The sequence below is a fragment of the Streptomyces sp. NBC_01317 genome, assembly GCF_035961655.1.
Taxonomy (GTDB): Bacteria; Actinomycetota; Actinomycetes; order Streptomycetales; family Streptomycetaceae; genus Streptomyces.
In genome coordinates, this window is record NZ_CP108393.1 from 305,049 (window position 1) to 330,504 (window position 25,456).

The following is a 25,456-nucleotide window of genomic DNA, read 5'->3' on the forward strand; positions in this document are numbered from 1 at the left end:
GACCGACGCCCCCGCCTCCCCCGGCCACACCCACGGCAGTCCCGACCCCGTCGCCCGAGGCGACGGGCGGACCGAGGACCGGGTCCCCGCCCAACTCCACGCCCCGGTCCGGGCCCAACTCCACGCCCTGGTCCGGGACTCGGTCCGGGCCCCGGTCCTCGGCCGGGATCCGGTCCAGGGCCGCGGCCCGGTCTCGGTCGCCGGCCAGATGCGGCCCCTGGGCTTCGGCCCGATCGGAAACCCGCTCCTCAACCGGAGCCGCCCGGACCGCAGACCGGGACTGAGCCGCGGTCGGGGGCCGCACCTCGGTCTCGGACCGATCCGGGCCCTGGGCACCGTCCAGGGCGGAGGCCCGGGCCGGGGCCGGTGACTGGGCCTGGGCCTGGGCCTGCTCCGAGCCCGAGGCCCGGTCCGGGGCCGGTGCCTCCTCCGGAGCCGAGACCCGAGCCGGTGCCGGTGCCTGGTGCCGATCGGAGTCCTGCTCCTTGGCCCGCTCTGGGCCCGAAGTCCGAGCCGGTACCGACGCAGGTGCCTGGGTCCGGCCAGAGGCCGAGGCACCCGCCGGCGCTGAGTCCCGAGCCGGAGCCAAAGTCGTGGCCCGGGCCAGCACCGGAACCGGGGCTGGAGCCGGGGCCGTGTCCGAGCCCGGGGTTGGGACCGGGGCCGTGTCCGAGGCCGGAGCCGAGGCCGAGGCCGAGGCCGTGTCCGAGGCCCGGGCCGTGTCCGAGGCCGGAGCCGGAGCCGAGGCCGGAGCCGTGTCCGAGGCCGGAGCCGGAGCCGAGGCCGGAGCCGGAGCCGAGGCCGGAGCCGTGTCCGAGGCCGGAGCCGGAGCCGAGGCCGGAGCCGTGTCCGAGGCCGGAGCCGGAGCCGAGGCCGTGTCCGATGTCGAGGCTCGGGCCCGTTCCGACGCCGGGGCCGGGGCACCCTCCGGGGTCAAGTCCCGAGCCGGAGCCAGGGCCGAGGCCGGTGGCTGAACCTGGGGCCGCTCGAAGCGCGAGGTCCGGGCCGGTGCCTGGGCCCGTTCCGGGAACTGGGGCTCGTCCAGAGCCGGGACCCGAGCCTGTGCCGACGCCGGTGCCTCGTCCGGGTCCTGGGCCCGCTGCGGGCCTGAGACCCGGGCCGGTTCCGGCGCCGGTGGCTGGGTCCGGTCACAGGCCGAGGCAGCCTCCGGGGGCGAAGCCTGGGCCGGGGCCGCCGGTCGCACCGCCCCGCGAGGCACGCGCAGCAGCCCGGTCCTCTTCGGGCGTTCGGCGGCAGCCGTCCCGCCGCTGTCCCGCACCGCGTCCGCCAGGATGTTCAGGGCTCCGACCGTCAGCATGATGGCCGCGCCCGGGATCAGGGGGGCCCAGGGCTGCTGGGACAGGTAGCCCAGGTCCGAGGCGAGCATGCCGCCCCAGGTCGGGGCCGGGGGCTGGACGCCGAGGCCCAGGAAGGTCAGGGACGCGACCACCAGGAGCGCCTGGCCCACCGCCTGGGCCGTCGTCACCGCGACCGTCGGCAGGATCTTGCCCCAGACGTGGACCCGCAGGATCCACCACCGCGACGCGCCCATCAGCTCGGCGGCCTCCACGTACTGCGCCTGCTTGAGGCCCAGCGCGGCGGCCCGCGTCACCCGGAAGTACAGCGGTGCGAAGAGCACGCCCAGCGCGAGCATCGCCTGGTGCATGCCGTTGCCCAGCGCGCCGACCACGGCGATCGCGAAAACCGTGAAGGGCATGATCATCAGCGTGTCGGCGGCCCGCTGCGCCGTCCATTCGACGGTACGGCCGAGCCACACCGAGGCGATGCCCGGCACGATGCCGAGCAGCATCGCGGCGCCGACGGCCTCCAGCGCGCCGACCACCGACCGCCCGGTACCGGCCAGGACCCGGCTGAGGACGTCCCGTCCGAGGTAGTCCGTACCGAGCAGATGCCCGGCGCTCGGACCGTGGAGCATGTCGGCGGGACTCTGCGCCAGCGGGTCGTGCGGCGCCACGGCGCCCCCGGCGATCGCCAGCAGCGCCACAACGGCCAGCACGGCCAGGGCGATCCGCGCGGACCGCAGCCGCCACGTGCGGCGAAGGGTCCTCATGACGCGCCCCCGTCCGCCGCGGCCCGCCGGCCGGCCGCCGCCGCGCCTCTGCGCGCCGCCGGATTCAGCGCCGCCAGCGCCGCGTTGACCGCGATGTTGGCGATCAGCACCACCACGACCGTGACCAGCAAAGTCCCCTGGATGACCGGGATGTCGTGCTGTTCGGCCGACTGAAGGGACAGCTGCGCGATCCCCGGCAGATTGAAGATCTTCTCGGTGACGACCGCCCCGCCCAGGATCACCGGCACACTCAGCCCGAGGACACTCAGCGCGGGCCCCGCCGCGTTGCGCAGGACATGCCCGAACAGCACCCGCCGCGACGAGAACCCGCGCATCTCCGCCCCCGTCACATAGTTCTCGCGCAACGCGCCGACCAGCGAGGTCCTCAACTGCCGTGCGAGGGACGCCGCGGCGTCCAGACTGAGCGCGAACGCGGGCAGGATCGCGTACCGCAGCCACTCCGCCGGGCTCTCACCCAGTGGTACGTACCCTCCCGTCGGCAGCGCCCCGAGCTGCACCGCGAAGACGACGATCAGCACGATGCCGATGAGGAACGGCGGCAGCGTGGCCAGCACCGAGCAGACCAGCGTGACCGCCCGGTCGAACCGCCCGCCGTTGTTCAGCGCAGCCCCGATCCCCGCCCCTCCGCCGAGCAGGACGGCCAGCAGGAGCGCGAGACCGGCGATGGAGAGGTCCACCGGCAGCGCCTGGGAGATGCTGTCGGCCACCGGCGCGCTGGTGAACCAGGACACCCCCAGGTCACCGGTGAGCGCGTGCCCGAGCCAGCTCACGTACTGGGCGTACAGCGGCCGGTCGAGGCCGAACTCCGCCTGCATCCGCGCGATGTCGGCCGGAGTGGCCTGGTCCCCGAGCACCGCGGCGGCCGGGTTCGCGTCCGACAGCGCGCCGAGCGCGAAGGTCAGGAGCGACGCCAGCACGAACACGGTGGCGGTGACGGCGAGCACCCGGCCCAGCGAGCGCGGCGCTCCGGACAGCCGGCGCCGCAGCGGCGGGAGCCAGGACGTCCGGGCCCTCTCGAGCGGCGACGGCCGGGCCGCCCCGGTCAGTACGGGGGCGGTCATGCGACGGTCACCCCCTCGAACCGCTGAACGACGGTGTACGCGGGGATCTCCGACACCTTGGTGTTGCGCGCCAGGATCCGCGGCACGGTGTAGAGGAAGACGTTCGGCATGGTCCGTACCGCGATGCCGGTGGCTTTCCGGAGAACGGCCGGGTAGTCGGCCGAGTCGAGCGGCGTACGGCGCACCACGTCGAGGGCCTTCTCCAGCTCGGGCGAGACGGTACGCCCCGGGTTCATCAGGCCCTCCTTGCCGAAGAGCACCTGGAAGGCCTGCGTCGCGGAGTCCCGCCCGGCGAACTGGTCGACGAAGAGCGCCTTGCTCCGCTGGATGTAGACGAGTTGGGTCGCCTGCGTCTGCGGGACGGTGTCGATCGTGACGTTGATGCCGACCTTCTTGAGCTGCGCCTGGATCAGTTCCGGCACCCCCTCGGGGGTGGACGTGGAGAGGGTCAGGTCGAGCCCGCCGGCGTGACCGGCCTTGGCCAGCAGCTGCTTGGCCTTCTCGGGGTCGTACGGGAAGAGCTTGTCGAGCGCGTCGTCGTGACCGGCGTACCCCTGGGGGAAGGGCTGGACAGTGACCTCGCCGTGCCCGAAGGCCGCGGTCTTGAGCAACTCCTGCCGGTCGATGGCGTATTTGATGGCCAGCGCGACATCGGGGTCGTCGTCGAAGGGCGCCTTGCCGAGGTTGAGGTCGAGGACGGCGACCACCATGGAGGGGATGACCTGGACCTCCAGGCCCGCGGCCTTGGCGGCCTCGACCTGACTGCCGGGAATCTGGGCGACGTTGTACTGCCCGGAGGTGAGCGCGGCGACAACCGTGGACGCTTCGGGGAGCGGATAGATCTCGAAGTTCTCGATCTTGATGTGGCCCGCGTCCCAGTACGTGGGGTTGCGGCGCAGCACGGCCTTGGCGTTCTGGACGTACGAGACCAGGGTGTAAGGACCGGATCCGGCGGGCTTGGTGGCGATGCCCGCGGCGTCGCTCTCGAAGACCTCGGGGTTGACGATCATGCCGGTCTTGCCCGCGAGGAGGGCCGGGACCTGGAAGTCCGGTGCGGCGAGGGTCAGCCGTACGGTGCCGGGGTCGACGGCGGTGACGTCCTTGACGCCGACGAGCTGGGAGGCGACCAGCGACTTCGCGTAGTCACGGCCGCGTTCGAGGCTCTTCTTCACGGCGGTGGCGTCGATGGGGGTCCCGTCGCTGAACTTCTGCCCCTCGCGCAGGGTGAAGGTGACGACCGTGCCGTCCGCGTTGTACTTCCAGGAGGTGGCGAGCGCCGGGACGGCCTTGCCGGTGAGGTCGAGCTTGGTCAGTCCCGCGTACACGAGCGAGAGGGAGTGCACGTCCCAGCCGGCGGACGAGGTGACCGGGTCCCACGAAGTGGGCAGCGACCAGCCCCACTTGAGGGTGGCGGTCCGGCCACCGGCGGTCGAGGCGGACCCTCCGCCGCAGGCGGTGAGGGCCAGCGCCGCGCCGGCGCCGAGCGAGAGCCCGAGGAAGGACCGCCGCCCGAGACCGGGGCGGGACGGAGTTCCGGGCAGCGAAGGGGCGTTGCTGCTGGTGGAGGGGCGGAGGATCGGCATGGGAGCGCCACCTTTCTCGGCCGTACCGGAGCGTTCGGGTACGCGGGCGGGCCTGGACGCCCGGTCGGGCGGCCCGGACAGAGCGGGACAAGGACACGGAGGACACAGAGGAACGCAGAGCGAAGCAGTCAGGAGCAAGCCGCGAGAAGGCCGGGGCCGGCGAGGAGACAGGCGTCAACAACGGTGTGGGCGCGGGGGTGTTGGGGGATCGGCGCGGGGCACCGGAGTCGGGAGCGGGGCGGCTCGGCCCCTAGGCGCGGGAGGTTTCGCGGGTGTACGGCGCCGACCGCCGCGGCACTGGGACGGGGCGACGCCGGGAACTCCGGTCGCGGAGTAGCGGCGAGTGGGAAGAGAGCGCTCCCGGCCGGGTACGGCCCCCGGGGGCACCGCCGTCGCGGTGCGGGGAGGGAACGGGCCACGGTCTGTCCGGCGGGGTCCGTCCGGCGGATCCCCCACGGATCAGCTCACGGCTGGTCCGCCGGACGGGCCCGGGCAGGGCCGGAGTGCCGAAGGCCTCACGCGGTGTGCCGGTTCGGCGGTCGGGTCAGCGACAGAGGGCGCTGGAAGTGCGCCGGTAATCCACGTAGCGGCAGACCACACCGGGGTGCATCGAATGCATGCCCGTATCCTCACGGCCCGGCGCCCGACTGTCAATGGACACCTCCAGGTGTCTCATTGGACGAGACCCTGACGACCTGCGGTTTCGTCAGCCGCGCGGGCGGATTTCCGTGGGATGCAGCCACAGGGGGCCGTTGCCCGTGTCGACGCGTACGGCGTCCTTCGGAGGCTCCGACTCACGGGTGAGCAGGGCGAGTTCGGGACCGGTCAGGGTGCGCCAGCGCTCCAGTGCCTCCCGGGCGGGGAGTTGTACGGGAGGGGCCGGCGCGGCCGTGCCCGCGGCGGAGCGGGCCGCTTCCAGATAGGTCTCCACGGGACGCCATCCCGGGACACACACCCGGCCTCCTGGGCCGTCGAAGACCAGGGTCGGCAGGGCGTAACGGCGGTGGTCCCCCACCTCCTTGGCCCGGCCCGGGTGCGGGCCCGGCGCGTCCAGATCCACCACTTCGGGCAGCGGGCGCCGGGTCTCCGCCCAGTCAGCGCGGACCGCGTCCCGGGTCGCCGGGGCGGCCGCGTCGTCCCGCAGCCGGTCCGTGTCGAGTCCGGGAACGCCCTGTACGGCGGCGAGGACACCGTCCGGCGTGTCGGCGGGGGCGCCGAGGACGAACATGGTCTCGCGCAGCCGCCGCAGGACCCGTTCGGCGACCTCGGGCCCCTGCGCCTGCGCCGCCTTGGCGGCGAGCGACGCCGGCCAGCTGCTGCGGGCCACGCGGCGCAGCCGTGGCGCGTACGGCGCCCCGGTGTGGGCGCCGACCTCGTGGGTGAACCGTTCGTACCACCGCGCCTCGGCATCCGGATCGGGCGCGGGATCGTCATCGTCGTCGAAGAGGATGCCGAAAACCCGGCGCCACCGCACGCCGTCGCCCCACTGGTGCCCGAGCCGCAGCCTGAGCAGGCGGAAGACGGGCTCGGAGCCCCAGGCCCAGGGGCAGACCGGATCGGTGAACTCGGTGATGTCCAGGGCCGGCCGGTACGCGCCCCCGGGCGCGGGCGGGGTCATGCGGGAACGGCCGCGGGACGGGCCGACGGCATGTCACGTACGTCCTCGGCCCCGGACCGGCCCGACGGCACGTCACGCACATCCTCAGCCCCGGACCGGCCCGACGGCACGTCACGCACATCCTCAGCCGCGGACCGGCCCGACGGCACACCACTCACCTCCTCGGCCGCCAGCTGGGCGATGCTCGTGCCGCCCAGCACCGCCCGCGCGGCGGCCTCGACCGCACGCCACAGGTCCGGCAGCGTCCCGGCGGCGCCCGGGTACCCGAGATCGCCGGGGCGCTCGCCCCGTACGGTGAGGAACTCCCCGTCGACCGCCGTCATCACCTCGGCCACACTGATCGCGGCCGCGTCCCTGCCGATCCAGTAACCGCCCTCGCACCCCCGCTGGCTGCGCACCAGACCCGCCTGCCGCAGGTCGCGGAAGACGGACTTGAGGAAGCGGAACGGGATGTCCTGGGAGGACGCGATGGACTCACAGGTGAGGGGCCGCCCGCTGTCGGCGGCCAGCTCCACGAGCGCCCGCACCGCGTAGTCCGCCTTCGCCGATATCTGCATCCGTACCGTCTCCCCGTAGCGTGCCGAGTCCACCGAGCACCGTCCGAGAAGCGTCCGGCAACCGGTGAGGACCAGCTCGGCGGCAATGGACACATCTTGACATCCATTCGCCGCCCTCTCTACGTTCGGTCCCGGCCACTCGCACCCGCAGCCCCTGAGGAGCAGGAACTCCATGGACGCGTTCCATCCCGACCTCCCGGGTCACGACCACGGTTCCGACCCCGCCGAGGGGAGCACGCCGCCGCTCCGGGCCCGTCTCCACCACATCCGCGCCGACGCGCTCGACGGCGACACCGCGCAGACCGGCGGGATGCGCAGGTTCGCTGCGATCAGCGGCGGCAGTGTGGGCTCGGAGCGGATCTGGATGGGACAGACCCATGTCGCTCCCGAAACGGCGTCCTCGAACCACCACCACGGGGAGTCTGAGACGGCGATCCACGTGGTCAAGGGACACCCGGAGTTCGTGTTCCTCGACAACTCGGGCGGCACACCCGAGGAGGTCCGGATCCGCACCTCGCCGGGCGACTACATCTTCGTACCGCCGTACGTCCCGCACCGCGAGGAGAATCCCAGCCCCGACGACGAGGCCGTCGTGGTGATCGCCCGCAGCACGCAGGAGGCGATCGTGGTCAACCTCCCCGAGCTGTACGTCCTCGACACCGGCACTCTTTAGGCGCAGCCCGGCGGTTCCTCCTCGGTCGGTACGAATTGCATCGTGGGCGTCCCGGCGGCGTCGAAGTTGGCGGTGTCAGGGCCGATCAGGGTCATGTAGCCGGCGATTCTCTCGCTGTTCCGCGACGGCGGCGTCCCCCTGACCTGCTCGACACCGGGGAACACGGAGTCAAGGACCCACCAACGTCCGCCGAAGTCCAGCCACTTGATTCCGCAGTGCGTGTTGACGTCGTACGGATACGGCTCGTGCTCCCTGGGCGCGGCCGGCCCTTCCTCCCACGTGTCCGCAGTGAAGGTTCGGGCGGCCAGGGTGGGGCCTGCGTCCCCCTCACCGCCCGGGTCGTCGGGCGAGGACGAGCATCCGGAGAGCAACAGCCCAACGCCCAGGAACAGCAAAGCGACTTGACGCGACAGGTTCATGCACCTCGGACGCCGCGGGTACGCATTCCGTTCCGGCCCGTCCGTCCTTCCGCGACACGGCTCAGGCCGGTCCGAACAGGGGCGGCGAACCACCGAGGGCCGAACGGTGACCCTTTCGGGTACAACCCTCTTCCGTGGTCGTGTGTCTTCTCCTGTACTCGCCTCACAAGATCACCGGGGACCGGTCCCGACCGGTTCCGCGCGCACGCAGGAGACGCATGTTCACGCACAGGATGTCCCGCCCGTTCCGGCTCGCTCTCGCGACCGCCGCCGTCCTGTCCCTCACGGGCGGCGGGCTGCTGGCTCTCGCGGGCACGGCCGCGGCCGCCCCGGCGAAGTACGCCGACGACTTCAACGGTGACGGCTACCGGGACTACGCCGAGGCCTCCCTCGGCGGCTCCTTCGCCGTGACCTACGGGACCGCGACCGGCCCCGGCACGGTGAGGAAGACGTTCACCCAGAACAGCCCGAACATTCCCGGGGCCGCCGGGGACGCCGGCGGCACCGGGGACGCCTTCGGTGACGACCTGGCCGCCACCGACCTGGACCGGGACGGCTACGCCGACCTCGCGGTCACCGACTTCACCGAGAAGGTGAGCGGCAAGACCGGCTCGGGAGCGGTGGTCATCATGTGGGGCGCGAAGTCCGGCCTCGGCGCCAAGGCCACCCGGCTCCCCGTCGGCGCCGTCACCCACCGGGGCTTCGGCAAGGCGGTCGAGACCGGTGACTTCGACGGCGACGGCAAGCCGGACCTGGCGGTCGTCGACTCCCTCGACACCGCCTACATCTTCCGGGGAGGCTTCTCCAAGACAGGGACGACCGGCAAGGTCACCAAGCACAAGCTGCCCCTCAGCTCACCCGACGTCCTCGAACCCACCGGACTCGTCGCCGGGCAGGTCACCAAGGACAAGGCCACCGACCTGTACGTCCTCGGCCAGGGCTACCGCAAGGACAAGATGACGCAGGACGCGTGGTTCCTGCGGGGCGGCACCACCGTGAAGCCCGCCGCCAAGGTCACTCCGATCAACAACACCGCCCCCGACTACAGCCCCACGGGCGTCATCGCGGACTTCGACAAGAACGGCTACGGCGACCTGGCCGTCAGCGACACCGCCCACAACAAGGGCGCCGGCTCGGTCGTCGTCGTACGCGGCGGCGCGTCCGGCCCCACCACCACGTACCGCCTCACCCAGTCCACGGCGGGCGTCGCCACGGGCGCCACCAAGAACGACGGCTTCGGCGCCGCTCTCTCCGCCGGCGACACCAACCGCGACGGCTACCCGGACCTCGCGGTGAACTCGGCGGAGGAGAAGGTCGGCTCGGCCGCGGCGGCGGGCGGCGTCCACCTCCTGCGCGGCGGCAAGAAGGGCCTGACCGGTACCGGTTCGCAGTGGTTCACCCGCTCCACCGCCGGCGTCCCCGGGAGCCCCACGGCCGACGAGAGGTTCGGACTGAACCTCCGGCTGCGCGACACCGACCGGGACGGCGACGCCGACCTGCTGATCGGCGACAAGGACTACGAGCAGACGAGCCTGCTCCTCCCCGGCGGCGCCGCCGGCATCACCACCACCGCCGTGACGAAGCTGGGAGTGTGGCCGAGCTTCCCCCAGTGACACAGGAGGCGGCGGTCCCTCCGTAACACCCTTTATCGGGCGAGTTCGCGGACCGTCGCCATGTCGCTGAACGGTACGAGTCGTTCGCCGACGATCTGGTACGGCTCGCTGCCCTTGCCGGCGATCAGCACGACATCGTCCGGGCCCGCGGCGGCCAGCGCGTGGGCGATGGCGGCGCGGCGGTCGGCGAGCCGCTCGAAGGGCGTCCCCGTGGCGGTGATGCCCGGCGCGATCTGGTCCAGGATCGCCTCGGGGTCCTCGTCGCGGGGATTGTCCGAGGTGAGGACGCACAGGTCGGAGTAGGTGCCGGCGATCTCGCCCATCTCGGCCCGCTTGGTGATGTCGCGGTCGCCGCCGCAGCCGAAGACGGTGACGATCCGGCCCTTGGCGTACCCGCGGATGGTGGTGAGCACCTTCTCCAGCGAGTCGGGCGAGTGCGCGTAGTCCACGACGACCGAGGTGCCGGCCGGGGTCTCGAAGCGCTCGAAGCGGCCCGGGATCGGCGGCATCCGGTCGAGGGCGGCGACCAGTCCGCGCAGGTCGTGTCCGAGGAGGTGGCACGCGGCCACGGTGGCGAGGGCGTTGGCGACGGAGTAGCGGCCGGGTACGGGGATGGCCGCCGGGTACTTGCGCCCTTCGTGGTGCAGTGTGAAGCGGGTGCCGAAGGCGTCCACGGTGAGGTCGGTGGCGCGGTAGTCCGCGTCGGTGTCGAGGGCGTACGTCGTCACGGCCCCGGGCATCAGCGCGACGATCCCGGCGCCCACGGCGTCGTCGGCGTTCACGACGGCGCGGCGGCAGAGCCCCTGGAACAGCCGGAGTTTGGCGTCCCGGTAGTTCTCCATCGTGCCGTGGTCGTCCAGGTGATCCTGCGTCAGGTTGGTGAAGATGCCGACGTCGATGAAGGAGTGGTCGACGCGGTGCGTCAACAGCCCCATGGACGTGGCCTCCAGGACGACCGTACCGACCTCGCGGTCCCGCATGCGCCCCAGCAGGTACTGGAAGTCCGGCGACTCGGGGGTGGTCAGCACCGACCTCGGCATGGGGATCAGCTCGTCGCCGATCCGGCTGCCCGCGGTCCCGATGACCCCGACGGTGGCGCCCTCGGCGAGCCGCAGCACCGACTCGACCATGTACGACACCGAGGTCTTGCCGTTGGTGCCGGTGATGGCGACCATGTCCATGGCGCGCCCGGGCTCGCCGTAGTAGCGGGAGGCGACCACCGCGGCCGTCGTGCGGGTGTCCTGGACGCGCACCACGCAGACGTCGGTGTCCGCCCAGACGGAGGCGGGCAGGTCCGGGGCCCCGGCGTCGACCAGGACGGCGACCGCGCCCCTGGCGAGCGCGGGGCCGACGGACTCGGGGCCGCCCTCGCGGTGTCCGGGCACCGCGATGAACAGCGATCCGGGTGACACCCGGTGGGCGTCGAAGGCGGTTCCCGCGGTGATCACCGTCTCCGGATCGCCCTGAAGAATCTCGTGGTCGTGCCCGGCGAGCAGTGCGCTCAACTTCACAGGGGTCCTCTCGAAGGCGCGATACGGCCGGGTCGCCGCGGGCGCCGGGAAGGCGCCGACGGGTCGCGGTGGCGTCGCGTGACGGGGGTGGTGCGGGCGGTGACGGCGTCCGGGTCGGACCGGACGCCACAGGGCCGGCCCGGCGGGCGGCGCGCTGCGGTGGGATGTGCTGCGGTGGGGGGCGTGCTGGTACGGCGGCGGTGGAGGCGGGTGCGGCTGCGGCGGTCAAGCGGGTGCGGGTGCGGTGAAGTCCCGTGCGGCGGGGGCGAGATGAGGGCGCGGACGGCCAGCGACGGCCGGACGGAAGGTGCGGGCGGGACGGCGGTTCAGGCGGGTCGGCGGCGGTGCAGGCGGGGTGTTAGCCGTGGCCGTGCAGGGCGCGACAACCGGCTTCCGGTGCGGACACCGGGCCGGGGCCTGAGGACACCGCGTCGGCGGCGGCCGGGCACAGTGCGCAGGCGCCCTGTCGCAGGCACTCCCTCACCACACGTGTGCAACCCATGGGGCGAGTGTACGGCCAGAGGGGCGCTCCCGGCTCCGTCGTGCGCGGGCCGGCCGCCGCTCCCGGACACGGCGACGCCGGGCGGACCTGTTCCGGTCCGCCCGGCGATCGCGTGCGGGAGTGCGTGGTGCCACAGCGTGGTGCCTCAGGTGCCTCTGGTGTCTCCCAGGGGCCGGAGGGGGGCGACGGGTGGGTCAGACGCCCTGTCCGGTGCCGGTGCCGCCGCCCGCCGCCTTCTTGATCCCCTTCGTGATGTCATCCATGACGGTGAGCTTCGGCGCCTTCACGTTGACGTCGAACCCGGACCGTACGATCACGATCAGCTCCTGGTTGGCGGGGGACGGGAAGGCCAGCGACTGGACGTAACCGTCGTCGCCCTTGCTCGTGACGACCTTCCAGCGCACCAGATAGCCCTTCTGGCCGGCGACGGTCACCGCTTCGGCCTTGAGCTGCTGGTGCGAGGAGATCTCGCCGTACGTGGCGCCGCCGTAGGAATCCTTGGCGTTGGCCTCGATGTCCTTCTCGGCCGCGTCCTTGGCCGTCTTCGCGTTGATCTCCAGCGCGGCGGCCGGGGCGGAGAACACCCCGCCGAGGACACAGGTCTGCGACGTCTCCCCGGGGCACGGGTAGTCCCCGGTCGTCACCCCGGCGCCGATCGGGCCCGACTCGCCCTTCCAGCTCGTGGGGACCGGAATGCTGATGCCGCTGGCCCCGTCGGTGGCGAAGCCGTCCTCGGTCTGCGGCTGGGGCAGTTGGGGAGCGCCGTCCTCGCCGCCTCCGCCGCTGCCGCCCTCGCCCTGCCCGGGCGGGGCGTCGGGCGCGGGGCTCCGGCCGCGCTGCCCGGGGCCGGGCACGCCGGGCAGTGACGGCGCCGCGGAGGAACCCCCGTCGCCCGCCGCGGAGGTGTTGTCACTGTTGTCGTCGGTGCCGCGCCCGAGCAGGAAGGAGCCACCCGCGATGGCCAGCACCACGACGGCGGCGATCGCCCCGAACCCGATCCGCCGTTTGCGGTTCGGCGTGCCGGGGGCGGTCCCGGGTGCCGTGCCCAGCGGATACGGCGGGTACTGCGGCTGGCCCCAACCCGCCCCGGCGGGCGGCGCGGGAGGCACGGGACCGGGACCGGGGACGGGGACCGGCGCCGTGACCGTGGCGGGGTGGCCGTCGACCGGGTCCGGAACGGGCGCGGGAGGCGTGCCCTTGAACAGGTCCGGGCCGTGCGGCCGGTCGACCGCGCCCTGGACAAGGGTCTGATCGGGCCGATCCGGGTCCTGCGCCTGAGCCGGGTCCTGGGCCAGACCCGCGTCCTGGGCCAGGGCCGCGTCCCGGACGTGGGCCTGGGCCTGATCCGGTTCGTGGATCTGGTCCGCTTCCTGTGTCCGGACGGGGCCCGGATCCTGCTCCTGGTTCTGCTCCCGGTCCGGCGTGGCGGAACGGAGCTCTTCGGTCCAGGCCGATCCGTCCCACCATCGTTCGAGGCGGGGGCCGTCGCCTGTGTGCCCTGGATCGGGATGCCAGCCGGGGGGAGTCGAATACGTCACGCGTCCAAGCCTAAGCATGCCAACTGAAAAGCCGGTGAGAGGCCCATGAGAATTAATACGGGGAGGCCGCCGTTCACGGCACGATCCCCCGGATCGCCCCCAGCTCCAGCAGGTCCTGCGGCCGCAGTCCGAGCTGGTCGGCCGTCGCGCCCGCCTCGTCAGGGGCGCGTTTGAGGATCGCCGTGGCGAGTTCGGGCGCGATGACGGAGAAGTAACTGTCCTTCGTGGCCCACGTGTTGTCCGGCGCCGACAGCGCCAGCGCGCCGCCCGAGCCGCCCTCGCCGATCAGCAGGGTGGTGATCGGCACCCGCGCCGCCGCCACCGCCGCGAAGACGTCCGCGACGGCCGCCCCCACCCCCGCGCGTTCCGCCTCGGCGTCGTTGGCCGCGCCCGGCGTGTCCACCAGGGTGAGGACGGGGATGCCCAGCCGGTCGGCGAGCCGGATCAGCCGCGCCGCCGTACGGTACCCGGCCGGGAGCGTGGCCGTGCCGCACTGCGCCGCGTACGCGTAGGTACGGCCCGCCCTCTCGCCGAACCCGCAGAGCATCCCGGGGTCCGTACCCCCGCAGCGGTCGCCGGTGACCTCCTCCCGGCGGGTGAAGTACGCGTCCAGGTACGCCCCGGCACGCGGGCGTCCGGCTGCCCGGGCACGCAGGACGGCTTCCCGGCCGGTGGCGGGCAGCGGGGTGTCGCCGAGACCGTCGGGCGGCGGCGCGGCGTCCGCGCGGACCCCACCGGTGAGCAGTGCCAGCCAGCTGCCGACCGTGGCGGCCAGCGCCTCCGGCGCCACCACGGCGTCGATCTGACCGGCCGTCAACTGCGCCTGGGCGGTGTACGCGTGGGGGTCGGCGTCCACGGGCCGTACCCGCGAGCCGGCGAAGCCGATCTGGGCGTCCGGCAGCGCCAGTACGACATCGGCGCCCGCGCCCAGGGTGGCCCAGCCACCGCCGGTGGTCGGGTCCCGGACGACGGCCACCTGGGGCAGGCCGGCCTCCCGGGTCAGCGCCGACTGCCGTGCCACCCGCTGGAGTTGGCGCAGGGCGCGCATGCCCTCCTGCATCCGGCTGCCGCCGGTGGCGATGAGTGAGACAACCGGCAGTCCCTCCTCGCGCGCCCGGGTGTGGGCGGCCTCGATCCGGTCGCCCGTCGCCTCGCCCAACGAGCCGCCGAGGAAGCCGAATTCGAAGGAGATCAGCACGGCCCGGGTGGCGCCGACCCACGCGGTGCCGCAGACGACGGACTCGGCCTCGCCGGTCGTCCGCCGCGCGCGCCGCCGCTGCTCGCCGTACCCCTCCCAGGCCAGCGGTCCGTCCGGCGCGGAGATGTCCTCGGGCGCGGGCAGTTCGGCGAAGTCACCGCCACCGGTCACCCCGGCGATGGCCTCGCGGGCGCTCGACCGGTCAGCCACGGAGCGACCGCTTCATGATCTTGCCCATGTCGTTACGGGGCAGGGCGTCCAGATAGCGCACCACACGCGGCCGTTTGTGCGCCGCGAGCTGGCCCGCGACGTGATCCGCCAACTCCTCGGCGGACGGCGGCGCGTCGGCGTCCCGTGGCACGACCCACGCCACGATCCGCTCGCCGAGGTCCGCGTCGGGTTCGCCGGTGACGGCGGCCTCCCGTACCCCGGGATGCTCCAGCAGGACGTTCTCGATCTCCCCGGCGCCGATCTTGTAACCGCCGCTCTTGATCAGGTCGGTGGCCTTGCGGCCGACGATACGGACGTAGCCGTCCGGGTCGCGGACCGCCATGTCGCCCGTGCGGAACCAGCCGTCCGCGAAGGCGGCCTCCGTCGCGTCCGGCCGGTTCAGGTAGGCGGTGAAGAGGTTCGGGCCGCGTACCTGGATCTCGCCGACCGTCTCCCCGTCGTACGCCTCGATCGATTCGCCCGACTCCTCGACCAGGCGCAGTTCGACATCCCGCAGCGGAACGCCGACCGTGCCCGCGCGCGGTTCACCGTCCGCGCGCACGCTCGTGTTCATCAGGGTCTCCGTCATGCCGTACCGCTCGACGACCGCGCGCCCGGTGGCCGTGGTGATCCGCCGGTGGTCGTGCACGGGCAGCGCGGCGGAGCCGGACACCAGGAGCCGCGCCCCGGTCAGGGCCTTCACCAGTGCCGGATCGTCGGCCAGCGCCTCGGCGACGCGGTGGTACATCGTCGGTACGCCGAAGAGCATGGTGGCCCCGGAGGACAGCTCCCGCGTGACCCCGGCGGTGTCGAACCTGCCGAGGTGGCGCACGGACCCGCCCCTGCGCAGCGGGCCGAGGACGCCGAGGATCAGTCCGTGGACGTGGAAGAGCGGCAGCGCGTGGACGAGGACGTCGTCGGCGGTCCACTGCCAGGCGTCCTCCAGCGCGTCCAGGGAGGCGGTCAGGGCCCGGCGCGGCAGGACGGCCCCTTTGGGCGGCCCGGTGGTCCCGGAGGTGTAGACGATCAGCGCGGGCGCTTCGGGGGACGGCTCGGGAGGCAGCGGCGCGGGACCGTCGCCCGTGGGCACGCCGTCCGTCCCCCTCTCCCGAAGTGAACCCGGACGGGTCGCACGCGCCACGATGTCCACCCGCTCCGGTGCGGCGAGTCCCGGCGGCAGTTCGACACCTGCCTCCACCAGGACAAGGTCCGGGGCGCTGTCGGTGACGACGTGCGCGAGTTCGCGTTCCCCGCTCTTCGGGTTGACGGGCACGACGGGCACCCCGGCGAGCAGCCCGGCCACGACACCCACCGCCGTGCCGAGCGTGGGCGTGGCCCAGACCGCGATCCGCCGCGCACCGGCGATCCGCAGCGCCAGCGCGCCCGCGTCGTCGGCGAGTTCGGCGTACGTCAGGGTGTGGTCGCCGAACTGGAGCGCGGGCCGGTCCGCACGCGCGGCGAGGGCCGGGAAGAGTGGGGTCACGCGTCGTTCTCCTTGACGTCGGCACTGCCGGGAAGGCCGGATGGAACCACGGCCACCAGTGTGCCCGCACGCGGGGCACCCGGGAGTGTCAGACCCCTGCCCTAGAGTGCGGGACATGGCTGCATCACACGTCCTCACCTGGGACATCAGGGAGAGCAAGGGGTACGAAACCAGCTGGGTGACGCTCGGCGAGGACCGGCTGGACGCCCGTGGCAGAGCGGTCGGTACGGCACCGGAGCCGTACTGGATCTCGTACGAACTGGACACCGGCCCGGGCTTCGTCACCCGGGCGCTGCGCGTCGGCGTGGAGAGCGCGGCCGGTACGCGCGCCCTCGATCTGCGCCGGGACGAGGACGGGGCGTGGACCGTGGACGGGCGGCTGCGGCCCGAGCTGGCGGGGGCCCTCGACTGCGACCTCGGCCTGTGTCCCCTCACCAACTCCATGCCGGTGCTGCGGCACGGGCTCCACGCCGGTCCCGGCGGGGCGGCGTTCCTGATGGCGTGGGTGTCCGTACCTGATCTGACCGTGCACCCGTCCCGGCAGACGTACACCCACCTGCGGCGCACCGGGCGCGGCGGACTGGTCCGCTTCACGTCGGGCGGCTTCCGCAGGGACCTGGAGTTCGACGCGGCGGGGCTGGTCCTCGACTACCCGGACCTCGCGCACCGCATGGAGGTCTGACCACTCGGACGTCCTCCGCACCACGACCGACCAGCCGCCGGCCGACCCGTTGCCGACCCGTTGCCGACCAACGATCCACCGACGAACCGAGCCACCGCCCCTCAGGGAGAAGTCAGTGCCCACAGCAGACGAACTCATCAGCCCCGCCGCGGCCGCCGGCCTGGTCCGCTGTCTGGAGGCGGTCGCGCCACAACGGGAGCTGTCCGCCCTGCGCCGGGCCGCCACGTCGCTCGCGGGGGTCGGGCTGCGGGCCCGCAACGACCTGCTGCGGGAGGCCCTGCTGACCGATCTGCCCGCGGCCTACGCCGACTTCGACAAGACCGTACGGTCGGCCATGGACGATCCGGAGTTCACGGGCTGGATGATCTGGCCGGTGACCGACGCGGTCGCGACCCGGGCGCTCGCCTCGGACGATCCGCGCGCGTTCGACGACGCCCTGGCGCTGCTGGCCGATCTCACGCCCCGGCTGACCGCGGAGTTCGCCCTGCGCCGCCTGCTCAACGCCGACCTGGACCGCGCCCTCGCGGACATCCAGGGGTGGACCGCTCATCCGGACGCGCACGTACGGCGGCTGGCGAGCGAGGGGACCCGGCCGCGCCTGCCCTGGGCCGTACGGGTCAAGCCGCTGGCCGACCGGCCGGAGGCGACGGTCCCGATCCTGGACGCGCTGTACCGGGACCCGTCGGAGTATGTGCGGCGGTCGGTCGCCAACCACCTCAACGACGTGAGCCACACCAGCCCGGAATTGGCGGTGCGTGTCGCGACGGCGTGGGCGGCGGCTCCCGACGGCACCACCACGAAGGTCGTGCGCCACGCGCTGCGGACCCTCGTCAAGCAGGGCCATCCCGGGGCGCTCGGGCTGCTGGGATTCCCGCCGCCCGCGGCCCTGACGGTCTCGGGCCCGGTCCTCGGCGCGACCGCGCTGTCCGTCGGGGACGAGCTGCCGTTCGAGGTCACGCTGACGAACGACTCGGCGGCGGAGACGCGGCTGGCGGTCGACTACGTGGTCCACTACCGCAAGGCCAACGGCGGTACGGCCCCGAAGGTCTTCAAGCTCACCACCGTGACCCTGGCCCCCGGGGAGACGGTGGTCCTCGCCCGCCGCCGGTCCTTCAAACCGATCACCACGCGGACGTTCCACGCCGGGGAACACGCGCTGGAGGTCCAGGTCAACGGGGTGGCGCGGGGCCGGGCCGTCTTCCAACTCCAGGTGCCGCCGGAGGCATGAAAGGGGCCCCGGCCGGTTCGGGGGATGCCGGCCAGGGCCCACGGTTGAGGAACGCCCGATCACACCGGCGCGTTCCGCGCGGCCGCCCGTCGGCGGTGTGAACTGTGCCACGCGGCCAGGCCTGTCCGGCCCCACCACATGCGGAAACCGGCCGTCACACCCTGGTTCAGGATGCGACGGCCGGCTTCCGGTCTCCGAGAGGAGTCGTACACCCCAGGGCCTCGCCGGCCCCGGCGGGAGTCAGTCGGTGGGGGTCTCACGCTTGCCGTAGCGGCGCTCGAAGCGCTCCACTCGGCCCGCGGTGTCCACGACACGGCCACGCCCGGTGTAGAACGGGTGGCTCGCGGACGAGATCTCCACGTCGATGACGGGGTAGGTGTTGCCGTCCTCCCACTCCACACGCTGCTCCGAGTCAGCGGTCGAACGCGTGAGGAAGGCGGCTCCGCCGGCGCGGTCCCGGAAGACGACCGGACGGGAAACGGGGTGGATACGAGGCTTCATGCGGAATCCTTCCTCGGTACGGGTGGAGGGGGTGGGACGGGGCGTTCGGTACGACGCCGGGCGGTCAGCGCTCTTCGCGAAACATCACGTGTTCGCCGGCGACCGGGTCGTACTTACGAAGGACAAGGCGGTCGGGATTGTTCCGCCGGCTCTTGCGCGTCACGTACGCCTGGCCGGTGCCCGCCGTCGACCGGAGGGTCACGACCGGACGGGTTTCGCTGCGTGCCATGGGGGCTCCAGACTCTCGATATCGCTCCCATCGAGCGGTACGTCTCTGTAACACACCACCCCGTTGTGACATTCCCGCCACGTCCCGGCCCCTGGGACAGGAGAGACTGGGGGTGACTCCGGACGGCCGGAGCGCGGACAGCGGAAAGCAGGGACGTCATCCATGGGTGAGTTGATCCTCGTACGGCACGGCGAGACGGCCTGGTCGCTGTCCGGGCAGCACACCGGGTCCACCGACCTGCCGATGACGGCACACGGCGAGGACGAGGCCCGCGCCGTGGCGCCGCTGCTGCGGGAGCGCCACATCGGGCTTGTGCTCGTCAGCCCGCTGGCGCGCGCCCGGCGTACGGCGGAACTGGCCGGGCTCAAAGACCCGCGCATCACTTCTGACCTGCACGAATGGGACTACGGCGCGTACGAGGGCATCACCACCGCGGACATCCACACGACCCGGCCGGACTGGAGCCTGTGGACCGACGGGGTGCCCCCGGGTCCTGCCGACCACCCCGGCGAGCAGCCCGGCGACGTCGGGGCCCGCGCCGACCGGGTGCTGGGCGGGATCATGGACACCCTGCGGGCGGGCGACGACGACATCGCGCTCGTGTCGCACGGCCATTTCCTGCGTGTACTCACCGCGCGTTATCTCGGACTGAGCCCGGCGGCCGGCGCGCTTTTCCAGCTGACCACGGGAACGGTGTCACGACTCGGCCTGGAACACGGCAATCCTGTCATTACAGCCTGGAATCTCACGGTCCCGGCAAGCAGCTTCCGGGCCGCGTCGCGGGGAAAGAAAAAACTGTCCTCCCGTTCAGCAGGCTGAATATCGACCCCCTTCCAGGCTCAATTCATCTCCAGATTTGCGCCATTCGCGCCATACGCGCATTCATATCCCTGAACTTCGTCGACTTCCTCTGAATCCCTTGTCGGCCACCGCACGTGCTTCTACTCTGTCGCCCAAGCCATTTGGGAAATGGAGACGTGAGACGTGTCCCGGAAAACCCGTATCGCCGCTGTCCTTTCCGCCGCTTCCGCACTTCTCATGGCGGCTCCGGCCGCTCATGCGGAAGTCGAACCGGGAGGGTGGAATTCAAGTTCCCCCTCCTTCACCGTGCAGGAACGGGGCTGCGGCCAGGTCGACAACCTGACCTTCACCCTGACCTGCTCCACCGCGAGCGGCGACCAGCGCGCCGAGCGCAGGTACGCCACGTACACCGGCGGCACCCGCCAGTTCGAGGGGTACTTCCGGATAGCCGCCATGGGCGGCACCCGGATCAGCCTGAAGCAGACGTTCAACGAGTCCGCCTCGGGGCCGTACTTCATGCTGGCGGCCGAGCGCGGCGGCCGGCTGTACGCCGTGCACGGCGGCACCACTCTCTCGACCGCGGGCACCGTCGGTGCCACGGTCCGGGTCAACACCGTGCACCAGGTGGGCACTTCGCACCGTACGTACATCAACGGCTCGCTGAAGCACACCTACAGCAGTCCGGGCGGCAGCTTCTACGACAAGTTCGGCGCGTACCGCACCGACAGCGGCAGCGGGCCCGCCACGGTCGTGTGGAGCAACGTGAAGTTCTGGAGCAAGTAGACCGTCCCTCCCGGATCGCGCCCTTCCCCCCACACGCCAGAAGGACCCCCCTCCGTGCTTCCACAACCGCGCACCCCGGCCATGGTGGTGCTCCTCCTCGCCCTGGCGGGCTGCACCGCGTCACCCGACGCGACACCGGACCGTACGAGGGCCGCGCGCCCCGCCCCGCCCGGCGGCGGCCTCACGCTCACCGGAGAACTGAAATCCCCGGTGGACGCGATCCTGCGCTGGAAGGGCGACGAGCCGGGCGCGGCGGGCCGCGTACTGGAGTTCGCGACCGAGCCCACGGGTCCGTACACCGTGCTGGAGTTCCTGGCGCCCGGCCGGACGGAGTACGAGCACCCGGACCTCATGCCGCACACCCCCTTCTTCTACCGGCTGCGGCCCTACTCCGGCCCCGCCTCGGCGCCCGTCGAGGTCACCCTCCCTCCGGGGGAGCCGACGGCGGAGGACCAGGAGGACGACCACACCTGGACGGCGCCCCGCACCGTCGACGGGCCGCCGGCCGACACCCACCCGGTCGTGGACGCGCCGGCCGGCGGGGAGACCTCTGCCGGCGGGAGCACACAGCCGGCGGACGCCGCCGCGCCGGGCGACCTCCGGGCGACGGTCATGCACGCGGCGGGCATCGGATTCACCTGGACCGATCACGCCGAGGACGAGGACGGCTTCCTGCTGGAGACCAGGCCGTCGGGGAGCGAGACGTACCGCCCGGTGGCCGTCCTGGACCCGGACATCAACTCCTTCGGCCTCATCACCCTGCCGGACGAGAAGACGGCGTCCTACCGCGTACGGGCCTTCGTGTACGGGGAGCAGTCCAACATCGTCCACCTGGAGACCGGCGCCGGCGGCCGGTGATCTCCGGTCCGTCCCGTCACGGTCGGTTCCGTCCCGTCAAGGCCGGTCCGGTGCCGGCTCCTGCGCTTCGAGCCGCGCCGGCATCTCGTCCAGGGAGACGCGCATCAGTTCCTCGGCGCGGGTGAACCAGTCGACCAGGACGGCGATCTCCTCCGGCGCATAGTCGGCGAACAGGCCGTTGAGCCGTTCGTAGAGGCAGCCGTAGACCGCGTACAGCCGGGCGGCCGTGGACGGGTCGGCGACGACCCTGATCCGCCGCCGGTCGGCCGGGTCCGGCTCCCGGTGCGCGTACCCGGCCCGTTCGAGCCGGTTGAGGACACCGGTCACCCCGCCGGTGGTCAGATTGGCCAGCGCGGCGAGTTCCCCGGCGCCGATCGGCTTCTCCCTCGCCCCGAGGATGTGTCCGAGGCAGGTCAGATCGGTGATGTTGATGCCCAGCCCCTCGGCCACCCGATGCTGGCCGACGGAACTCAGCGCCATGACCCGGTCCATCCTCGCCAGTGCCTCCGCAGGGGTCGCCGACGGCCGGGGGTTGCCCTTGCCCACCATTCTCCTTAGCATCTAAGTTACTTAGCACGTGAGATAACTTCCCCACGTGCGAAGTCTAGGCGCGGCACACGGCTGCCGCGTTACCGGGAAGCACATGCGAGGGAGAGAGGAAGCCCCATGAGCGCGCATGGCGACGTCGACCTGGGTCACACCGTCGCGGGGTGGACGGGCACGGTCACCGCGTGCGCCGGGACGGCCGGCGCGGGCGCCGCGCTGTGCGCCGCGTGGGCGCCGGGCATCTGGCTGGGGCTCGGCGTGGTGGCCGTGGCCGCGCTGGTCACCTGGGTGCTGCACCTCATCGGCTGGGGGAAGCCGCCGGGGCCGCGTACCGCCGACCAGTGGAACTGGCGGGTCCGCGACCGGACGGCGGCCGAGGGGCACGGCGACTGCGCCGGGTGCCGACTGGCCCTGCGGCCGGCGGCCGGCGGGGAGGTGGCCCGTACGACGGCGGCAGCGACGGAACCCGTGGCCTGAGCCGCCACGGGCGGGAACAGAAGCGGGCGCCGGCCCGGCGGGGTGAACCCGTCGGACCGGCGCCCTGTCGTCCGTGCCCTCGCGGGCGGGACGGCTCCGCTCTCAGCCCTTAGGCGGGGAGGATGTTCTCCGCCTGGGGGCCCTTCTGGCCCTGGGTGACCTCAAAGGTCACCTTCTGGCCCTCCTGGAGCTCGCGGAAGCCGGAGGTCGCGATGTTCGAGTAGTGCGCGAACACGTCGGGGCCACCGCCGTCCTGCGCGATGAAGCCGAAGCCCTTTTCCGAGTTGAACCACTTCACTGTTCCACTGGCCATGGTGAATCTCCGTATCCGGGACGCATGGTCCCCCGCACGGTACGGGGAACCGGAGGTGATCGCCTTGGTCCGCAGAGACGCTGAACAGCACAAACGCCCGTGACGGTGCGTCACGGGCGAGCGGTACTTCGGAACCACGACAGCTGATCAAGACGCTACATGGCGCAACGCGATACAGCCACAGAAACGACCAACTCTTGCAGCCGTGCCGCACCCTGGCGCGGCAATCGGCCCACGATCATCCCGTTTTATCTCCCGATCAACGCCGATCGGCCGCGTGGTTCTCCCGTGTGCGGAGGCGGTGCCTACCAGCGCCCGTGGACCGAGGCGCGCAGCCGCCGGTCGTACAGGTCCCTGACGGCGTCCAGGGTCGGCTGCGGCAGGGCGGGCAGCTCCGCCGCCGCGCCGTTGCCCCGGGCCTGCGCGACGGAGCGGGCGCCGGGGATGACGGTCGTGACGCCGGGCTGCTGGACGATCCAGCGCAGGGCCGTCTGGGCCGCCGTGGCGCCCTCGGGGGCCAGTTCGCCGAACTCGGCCGCCGCCGCGAGGCCGGTCTCGTAGTCGATGCCGGAGAAGGTCTCCCCCTGGTCGAACGCCTCGCCGTGCCGGTTGTACGTCCGGTGGTCGTCGGCGGCGAAGACCGTGTCCTTCGTGTACTTCCCGGACAGCAGGCCGGAGGCCAGGGGCACCCGCGCGACGATGCCGACACCCGCCTCGCGGGCGGCCGGCAGCACCTCTTCGAGCGGCTTGAGCCGGAAGGCGTTGAGGATGATCTGCACACTCGCGACGCCGGGCCTGGCGATGGCCGCCAGCGCCTCGGCGCAGGTCTCGACGCTCACCGCGTAGGCGGCGATCCGCCGCTCGTCCACCAGGGTGTCGAGCGCGTCGTAGACGGCGTCCGACTCGATGACGGCCGGCGGCGGGCAGTGCAGCTGGACCAGGTCGAGCGTGTCGGTGCCGAGGTTCGCCCGGGAACGGTCGTTCCACGCCCGGAAATTGTCCAGGGTGTAGTTCTCCGGAAGCTGCTCGGCCCGCCGGCCCATCTTCGTCGCGACGAAGATCCCGGCGTCCGGCCGGTCCTTGAGATAGCGGCCGATCAGCTGCTCGCTGCGGCCGTCCCCGTACACGTCCGCGGTGTCGAAGAAGGTCACCCCCGACTCGACCGCCGCGTCCAGGACGGCGAACGCGTCCGACTCGGTCACGTCCCCCCAGTCCGCGCCCAGCTGCCAAGTTCCCAGTCCTACGACGGAGACGTCTCGTCCCGTCCTGCCCAGTACACGCTGCTCCATACGGGTGATGCTACGTGGTCCGGAGAGCGCTCCCACGGCCGTCCCCCGGGAAGAGCGGGTGGCCCCCTGGGACGCCGGGGGGCCACCCGCCCGTTCACGCGTCGCCCACGTACCGGCGCACGTACCAGCACACGGACACGCACACGCGGCCGTGGCTCAGTGGTCGTCCCAGTGGCCGTCGTGCCCGGCGTGCCGGTGGCCGTCGTGCACGTAGTCCACGTGGTCGCGGTGCGGTACGGCGACATGGCCGCAGCCCTCGCCGTGCCGGTGGCCGTGCTCGCCGTGCGGCGCGTGGGCGGCGGCCTCGCACTCGTCCACGTGGTCGTCGTGGACCTGGTGGAGGTGCCCGTCGTGCGCGTAGTCCACGTGGTCGCCGTGGGGGACGGCCACGTGGCCGCAGCCCTCGCCGTGGCGGTGCGCGTGGTCGGGGTGGGGGGCGTGAGCAGTGGTCATGGCTCTCTCCGGTCGCGCGTCGGGGGCCGACGGCGTCCGGCTCCCGCACACCGCCCGGCCTGGTTCGCCTCCCCAACGAGACCTCACCGGTCACGTCACCTCGCACGCGGCATTCGGCGTACGGATGATCGGGCCGCCCGGCGCGCAGGGTGCGAGCGGCCCGCCCGGCGCTCCCGGCCGTCTCAGGGAAGGGCGCGCGCGTTCGTGCCGATGACCACCGTCGCGTACAGCTCGTCTGAGGTGACCGTGCGCGGGAGCAGCCCGTCCCCGGCGACCGTCGCGACGGCCCGGTCCGCCTGGCGTTCGCTCGTCTCGAACAGCAGCCGGCCGCCCGGGGCCAGCCAGCGCGCGGCCCCGGCGGTCACCCGCCGCAGGACGTCAAGACCGTCCTCTCCCCCGTCGAGCGCCACCCGCGCCTCGTGCAGCCGGGCCTCCGGGGGCAGCAGCGCGATCTCCCGGGTGGGGACGTACGGCACGTTCGCGAGCAGGACGTCGACGCGTCCGGCCAGCTCCGCGGGCAGCGGGTCGTACAGATCGCCCTCGTACACCCGGCCCCCCGCGGCGGCGACATTGCTGCGGGCGCACCGGACGGCGGCGGGGTCGATGTCGGAGGCGTACAGCTCCACCCCGTCCAGCTCGGCGGCGAGCGCCGCGCCCAGGGCGCCCGAGCCGCAGCACAGGTCGACCACCACGGCGCCGGGGCGCGCGAGGGCCACGGCCTGGTCGACGAGGAATTCGGTACGCCGGCGCGGGACGAACACCCCGGGGTCCACGATGATGCGGCGGCCCCGGAACTCCGCCCAGCCCAGGACGTGTTCGAGGGGAAGCCCGTGGACACGCCGGTCCAGCATGGAGGTGAGTTCGGCGGGGGTGCGGGCCGTGGAGAGGATCAGTCGCGCCTCGTCCTCGGCGAAGACACAGCCCGCGGCGCGGAGTCTGCTGACCACAGTGGAGAGGGGGAGAAGTGACGGTGGAACCGGCATCGGAGCCTTTCGGGAACGCCTTCGGGCGCTCCCGCGGTCACCTGGGCCGGTCGGACCGCACGGCCGTGAGGGGGAGCACCCGGCCTGATACAGCGGTAATGGGGTCCACCTCCTCGATCGCTCACTGCTGACGGACGGCTTCACTCTACCCGAGGCCGCGCCGGCCCTGGGCGGCGCGGGACAGACCCGCTCCGGACGGCGAGGCGCCCGCCCTTCCCCTGGGAGCCACTCGGGAAGGGCGGGCGCGTCACCTGC

23 protein-coding genes and 2 pseudogenes are annotated in these 25,456 nt (G+C 72.8%); 8 read left to right on the forward strand and 17 right to left on the reverse strand.

Annotation, left to right across the window (positions count from 1 at the left end; genetic code table 11):
- Nucleotides 1-1,183 precede the first annotated feature (1,183 nt).
- The 5 genes and pseudogenes from OG349_RS34745 to OG349_RS01175 all read right to left on the reverse strand — a co-directional run.
- Nucleotides 1,184-2,071, reverse strand: a pseudogene (locus tag OG349_RS34745) (ABC transporter permease); the annotation flags it as partial.
- Nucleotides 2,068-3,153 carry an ABC transporter permease gene (locus OG349_RS01160; protein ID WP_327232751.1) on the reverse strand — a complete coding sequence of 362 codons (1,086 nt, stop codon included), beginning with the start codon at nt 3,151-3,153 and terminating at the stop codon, nt 2,068-2,070. The gene OG349_RS01160 and the pseudogene OG349_RS34745, both read right to left, overlap by 4 nt.
- Entirely contained in the window at nt 3,150-4,736 is a 1,587-nt protein-coding gene (locus OG349_RS01165) for an ABC transporter substrate-binding protein (protein ID WP_327232752.1), read from the reverse strand. Before OG349_RS01165 ends, OG349_RS01160 begins: the two co-directional genes overlap by 4 nt.
- A 706-nt stretch (nt 4,737-5,442) precedes the next feature.
- Entirely contained in the window at nt 5,443-6,354 is a 912-nt protein-coding gene (locus OG349_RS01170) for a DsbA family oxidoreductase (protein WP_327232753.1), read from the reverse strand.
- A 125-nt stretch (nt 6,355-6,479) separates the two neighbouring features.
- Nucleotides 6,480-6,911, reverse strand: a pseudogene (locus OG349_RS01175) (RrF2 family transcriptional regulator); the annotation flags it as partial.
- 172 nt (nt 6,912-7,083) lie between these two features.
- Between OG349_RS01175 and OG349_RS01180 the strand changes: the two are divergent.
- Nucleotides 7,084-7,584: a cupin domain-containing protein gene (locus OG349_RS01180; protein WP_327232754.1), complete on the forward strand. Its 501-nt coding sequence runs from the start codon at nt 7,084-7,086 to the stop codon at nt 7,582-7,584.
- Here the strand turns inward: OG349_RS01180 and OG349_RS01185 are convergent.
- The gene (locus OG349_RS01185; RefSeq protein ID WP_327232755.1) at nt 7,581-8,003 is read right to left on the reverse strand and encodes a hypothetical protein; all 423 of its coding nucleotides are present in this window, start codon (nt 8,001-8,003) and stop codon (nt 7,581-7,583) included. The genes OG349_RS01180 and OG349_RS01185 overlap by 4 nt on opposite strands.
- Before the next feature lie 218 nt (nt 8,004-8,221).
- On the opposite strand from OG349_RS01185, the gene OG349_RS01190 reads away from it, so the two are divergent.
- Entirely contained in the window at nt 8,222-9,616 is a 1,395-nt protein-coding gene (locus tag OG349_RS01190) for an FG-GAP repeat domain-containing protein (protein ID WP_327232756.1), read from the forward strand.
- A 32-nt stretch (nt 9,617-9,648) separates the two neighbouring features.
- Here OG349_RS01190 and OG349_RS01195 read toward each other — a convergent pair whose 3' ends face one another.
- From OG349_RS01195 to OG349_RS01210, 4 genes are all read right to left on the reverse strand, one after another.
- Entirely contained in the window at nt 9,649-11,127 is a 1,479-nt protein-coding gene (locus OG349_RS01195) for a UDP-N-acetylmuramoyl-L-alanyl-D-glutamate--2,6-diaminopimelate ligase (protein WP_327232757.1), read from the reverse strand.
- Between the two features lie 696 nt (nt 11,128-11,823).
- Nucleotides 11,824-13,167, reverse strand: a complete 1,344-nt coding sequence (locus OG349_RS01200; protein WP_327232758.1) for a DUF2510 domain-containing protein — start codon at nt 13,165-13,167, stop codon at nt 11,824-11,826.
- A 73-nt stretch (nt 13,168-13,240) separates the two neighbouring features.
- Entirely contained in the window at nt 13,241-14,575 is a 1,335-nt protein-coding gene (locus OG349_RS01205; protein WP_327232759.1) for a carboxyl transferase domain-containing protein, read from the reverse strand.
- A complete protein-coding gene (locus tag OG349_RS01210) occupies nt 14,568-16,058 on the reverse strand; it encodes an acyl-CoA synthetase (RefSeq protein ID WP_327232760.1) in 1,491 nt (496 codons plus the stop codon). The genes OG349_RS01205 and OG349_RS01210 overlap by 8 nt, the downstream gene beginning before the upstream one ends.
- Nucleotides 16,059-16,173: 115 nt before the next feature.
- Between OG349_RS01210 and OG349_RS01215 the strand changes: the two genes are divergently transcribed.
- Together OG349_RS01215 and OG349_RS01220 are read left to right on the forward strand one after the other, a co-directional pair.
- Nucleotides 16,174-16,740 (forward strand): putative glycolipid-binding domain-containing protein, encoded by a 567-nt coding sequence (locus OG349_RS01215; RefSeq protein WP_327232761.1) that lies wholly within the window; start codon nt 16,174-16,176, stop codon nt 16,738-16,740.
- A gap of 115 nt (nt 16,741-16,855) precedes the next feature.
- Entirely contained in the window at nt 16,856-17,968 is a 1,113-nt protein-coding gene (locus OG349_RS01220) for a DNA alkylation repair protein (RefSeq protein WP_327232762.1), read from the forward strand.
- Nucleotides 17,969-18,208: 240 nt separating this feature from the next.
- On the opposite strand, the gene OG349_RS01225 is transcribed toward OG349_RS01220, so the two are convergent.
- Both OG349_RS01225 and rpmG read right to left on the reverse strand, forming a co-directional pair.
- The gene (locus OG349_RS01225) at nt 18,209-18,469 is read right to left on the reverse strand and encodes a type B 50S ribosomal protein L31 (RefSeq protein WP_161306796.1); all 261 of its coding nucleotides are present in this window, start codon (nt 18,467-18,469) and stop codon (nt 18,209-18,211) included.
- 64 nt (nt 18,470-18,533) lie between these two features.
- On the reverse strand, nt 18,534-18,698 hold the full coding sequence (rpmG, locus tag OG349_RS01230) for a 50S ribosomal protein L33 (protein ID WP_327232763.1): 165 nt from the start codon (nt 18,696-18,698) through the stop codon (nt 18,534-18,536).
- 162 nt (nt 18,699-18,860) lie between these two features.
- On the opposite strand from rpmG, the gene OG349_RS01235 reads away from it, so the two are divergent.
- The 3 genes from OG349_RS01235 (at nt 18,861) to OG349_RS01245 (ending at nt 21,140) form a co-directional block, all read left to right on the forward strand.
- The gene (locus tag OG349_RS01235) at nt 18,861-19,517 is read left to right on the forward strand and encodes a histidine phosphatase family protein (protein ID WP_327232764.1); all 657 of its coding nucleotides are present in this window, start codon (nt 18,861-18,863) and stop codon (nt 19,515-19,517) included.
- 288 nt (nt 19,518-19,805) lie between these two features.
- Entirely contained in the window at nt 19,806-20,282 is a 477-nt protein-coding gene (locus OG349_RS01240; protein WP_327232765.1) for a hypothetical protein, read from the forward strand.
- Between the two features lie 54 nt (nt 20,283-20,336).
- The gene (locus tag OG349_RS01245; RefSeq protein ID WP_327232766.1) at nt 20,337-21,140 is read left to right on the forward strand and encodes a fibronectin type III domain-containing protein; all 804 of its coding nucleotides are present in this window, start codon (nt 20,337-20,339) and stop codon (nt 21,138-21,140) included.
- A 36-nt stretch (nt 21,141-21,176) separates the two neighbouring features.
- On the opposite strand, the gene OG349_RS01250 is transcribed toward OG349_RS01245, so the two are convergent.
- Nucleotides 21,177-21,689 (reverse strand): MarR family winged helix-turn-helix transcriptional regulator, encoded by a 513-nt coding sequence (locus OG349_RS01250; protein ID WP_327232767.1) that lies wholly within the window; start codon nt 21,687-21,689, stop codon nt 21,177-21,179.
- Nucleotides 21,690-21,806: 117 nt separating this feature from the next.
- On the opposite strand from OG349_RS01250, the gene OG349_RS01255 reads away from it, so the two are divergent.
- Nucleotides 21,807-22,163, forward strand: coding sequence for an HGxxPAAW family protein (locus OG349_RS01255; RefSeq protein ID WP_327232768.1), 357 nt, complete (start codon nt 21,807-21,809; stop codon nt 22,161-22,163).
- Nucleotides 22,164-22,272: 109 nt separating this feature from the next.
- Here OG349_RS01255 and OG349_RS01260 read toward each other — a convergent pair whose 3' ends face one another.
- The 4 genes from OG349_RS01260 to OG349_RS01275 form a co-directional block, all read right to left on the reverse strand.
- Nucleotides 22,273-22,476 (reverse strand): cold-shock protein, encoded by a 204-nt coding sequence (locus OG349_RS01260; RefSeq protein WP_327232769.1) that lies wholly within the window; start codon nt 22,474-22,476, stop codon nt 22,273-22,275.
- 305 nt (nt 22,477-22,781) lie between these two features.
- Complete coding sequence (locus OG349_RS01265) at nt 22,782-23,765, reverse strand: aldo/keto reductase (protein WP_327232770.1); 984 nt, start codon at nt 23,763-23,765, stop codon at nt 22,782-22,784.
- A gap of 156 nt (nt 23,766-23,921) precedes the next feature.
- The gene (locus OG349_RS01270; protein WP_327232771.1) at nt 23,922-24,218 is read right to left on the reverse strand and encodes a hypothetical protein; all 297 of its coding nucleotides are present in this window, start codon (nt 24,216-24,218) and stop codon (nt 23,922-23,924) included.
- 182 nt (nt 24,219-24,400) lie between these two features.
- Nucleotides 24,401-25,201: a putative protein N(5)-glutamine methyltransferase gene (locus OG349_RS01275; protein ID WP_327232772.1), complete on the reverse strand. Its 801-nt coding sequence runs from the start codon at nt 25,199-25,201 to the stop codon at nt 24,401-24,403.
- Between the last annotated feature and the right edge of the window lie 255 nt (nt 25,202-25,456).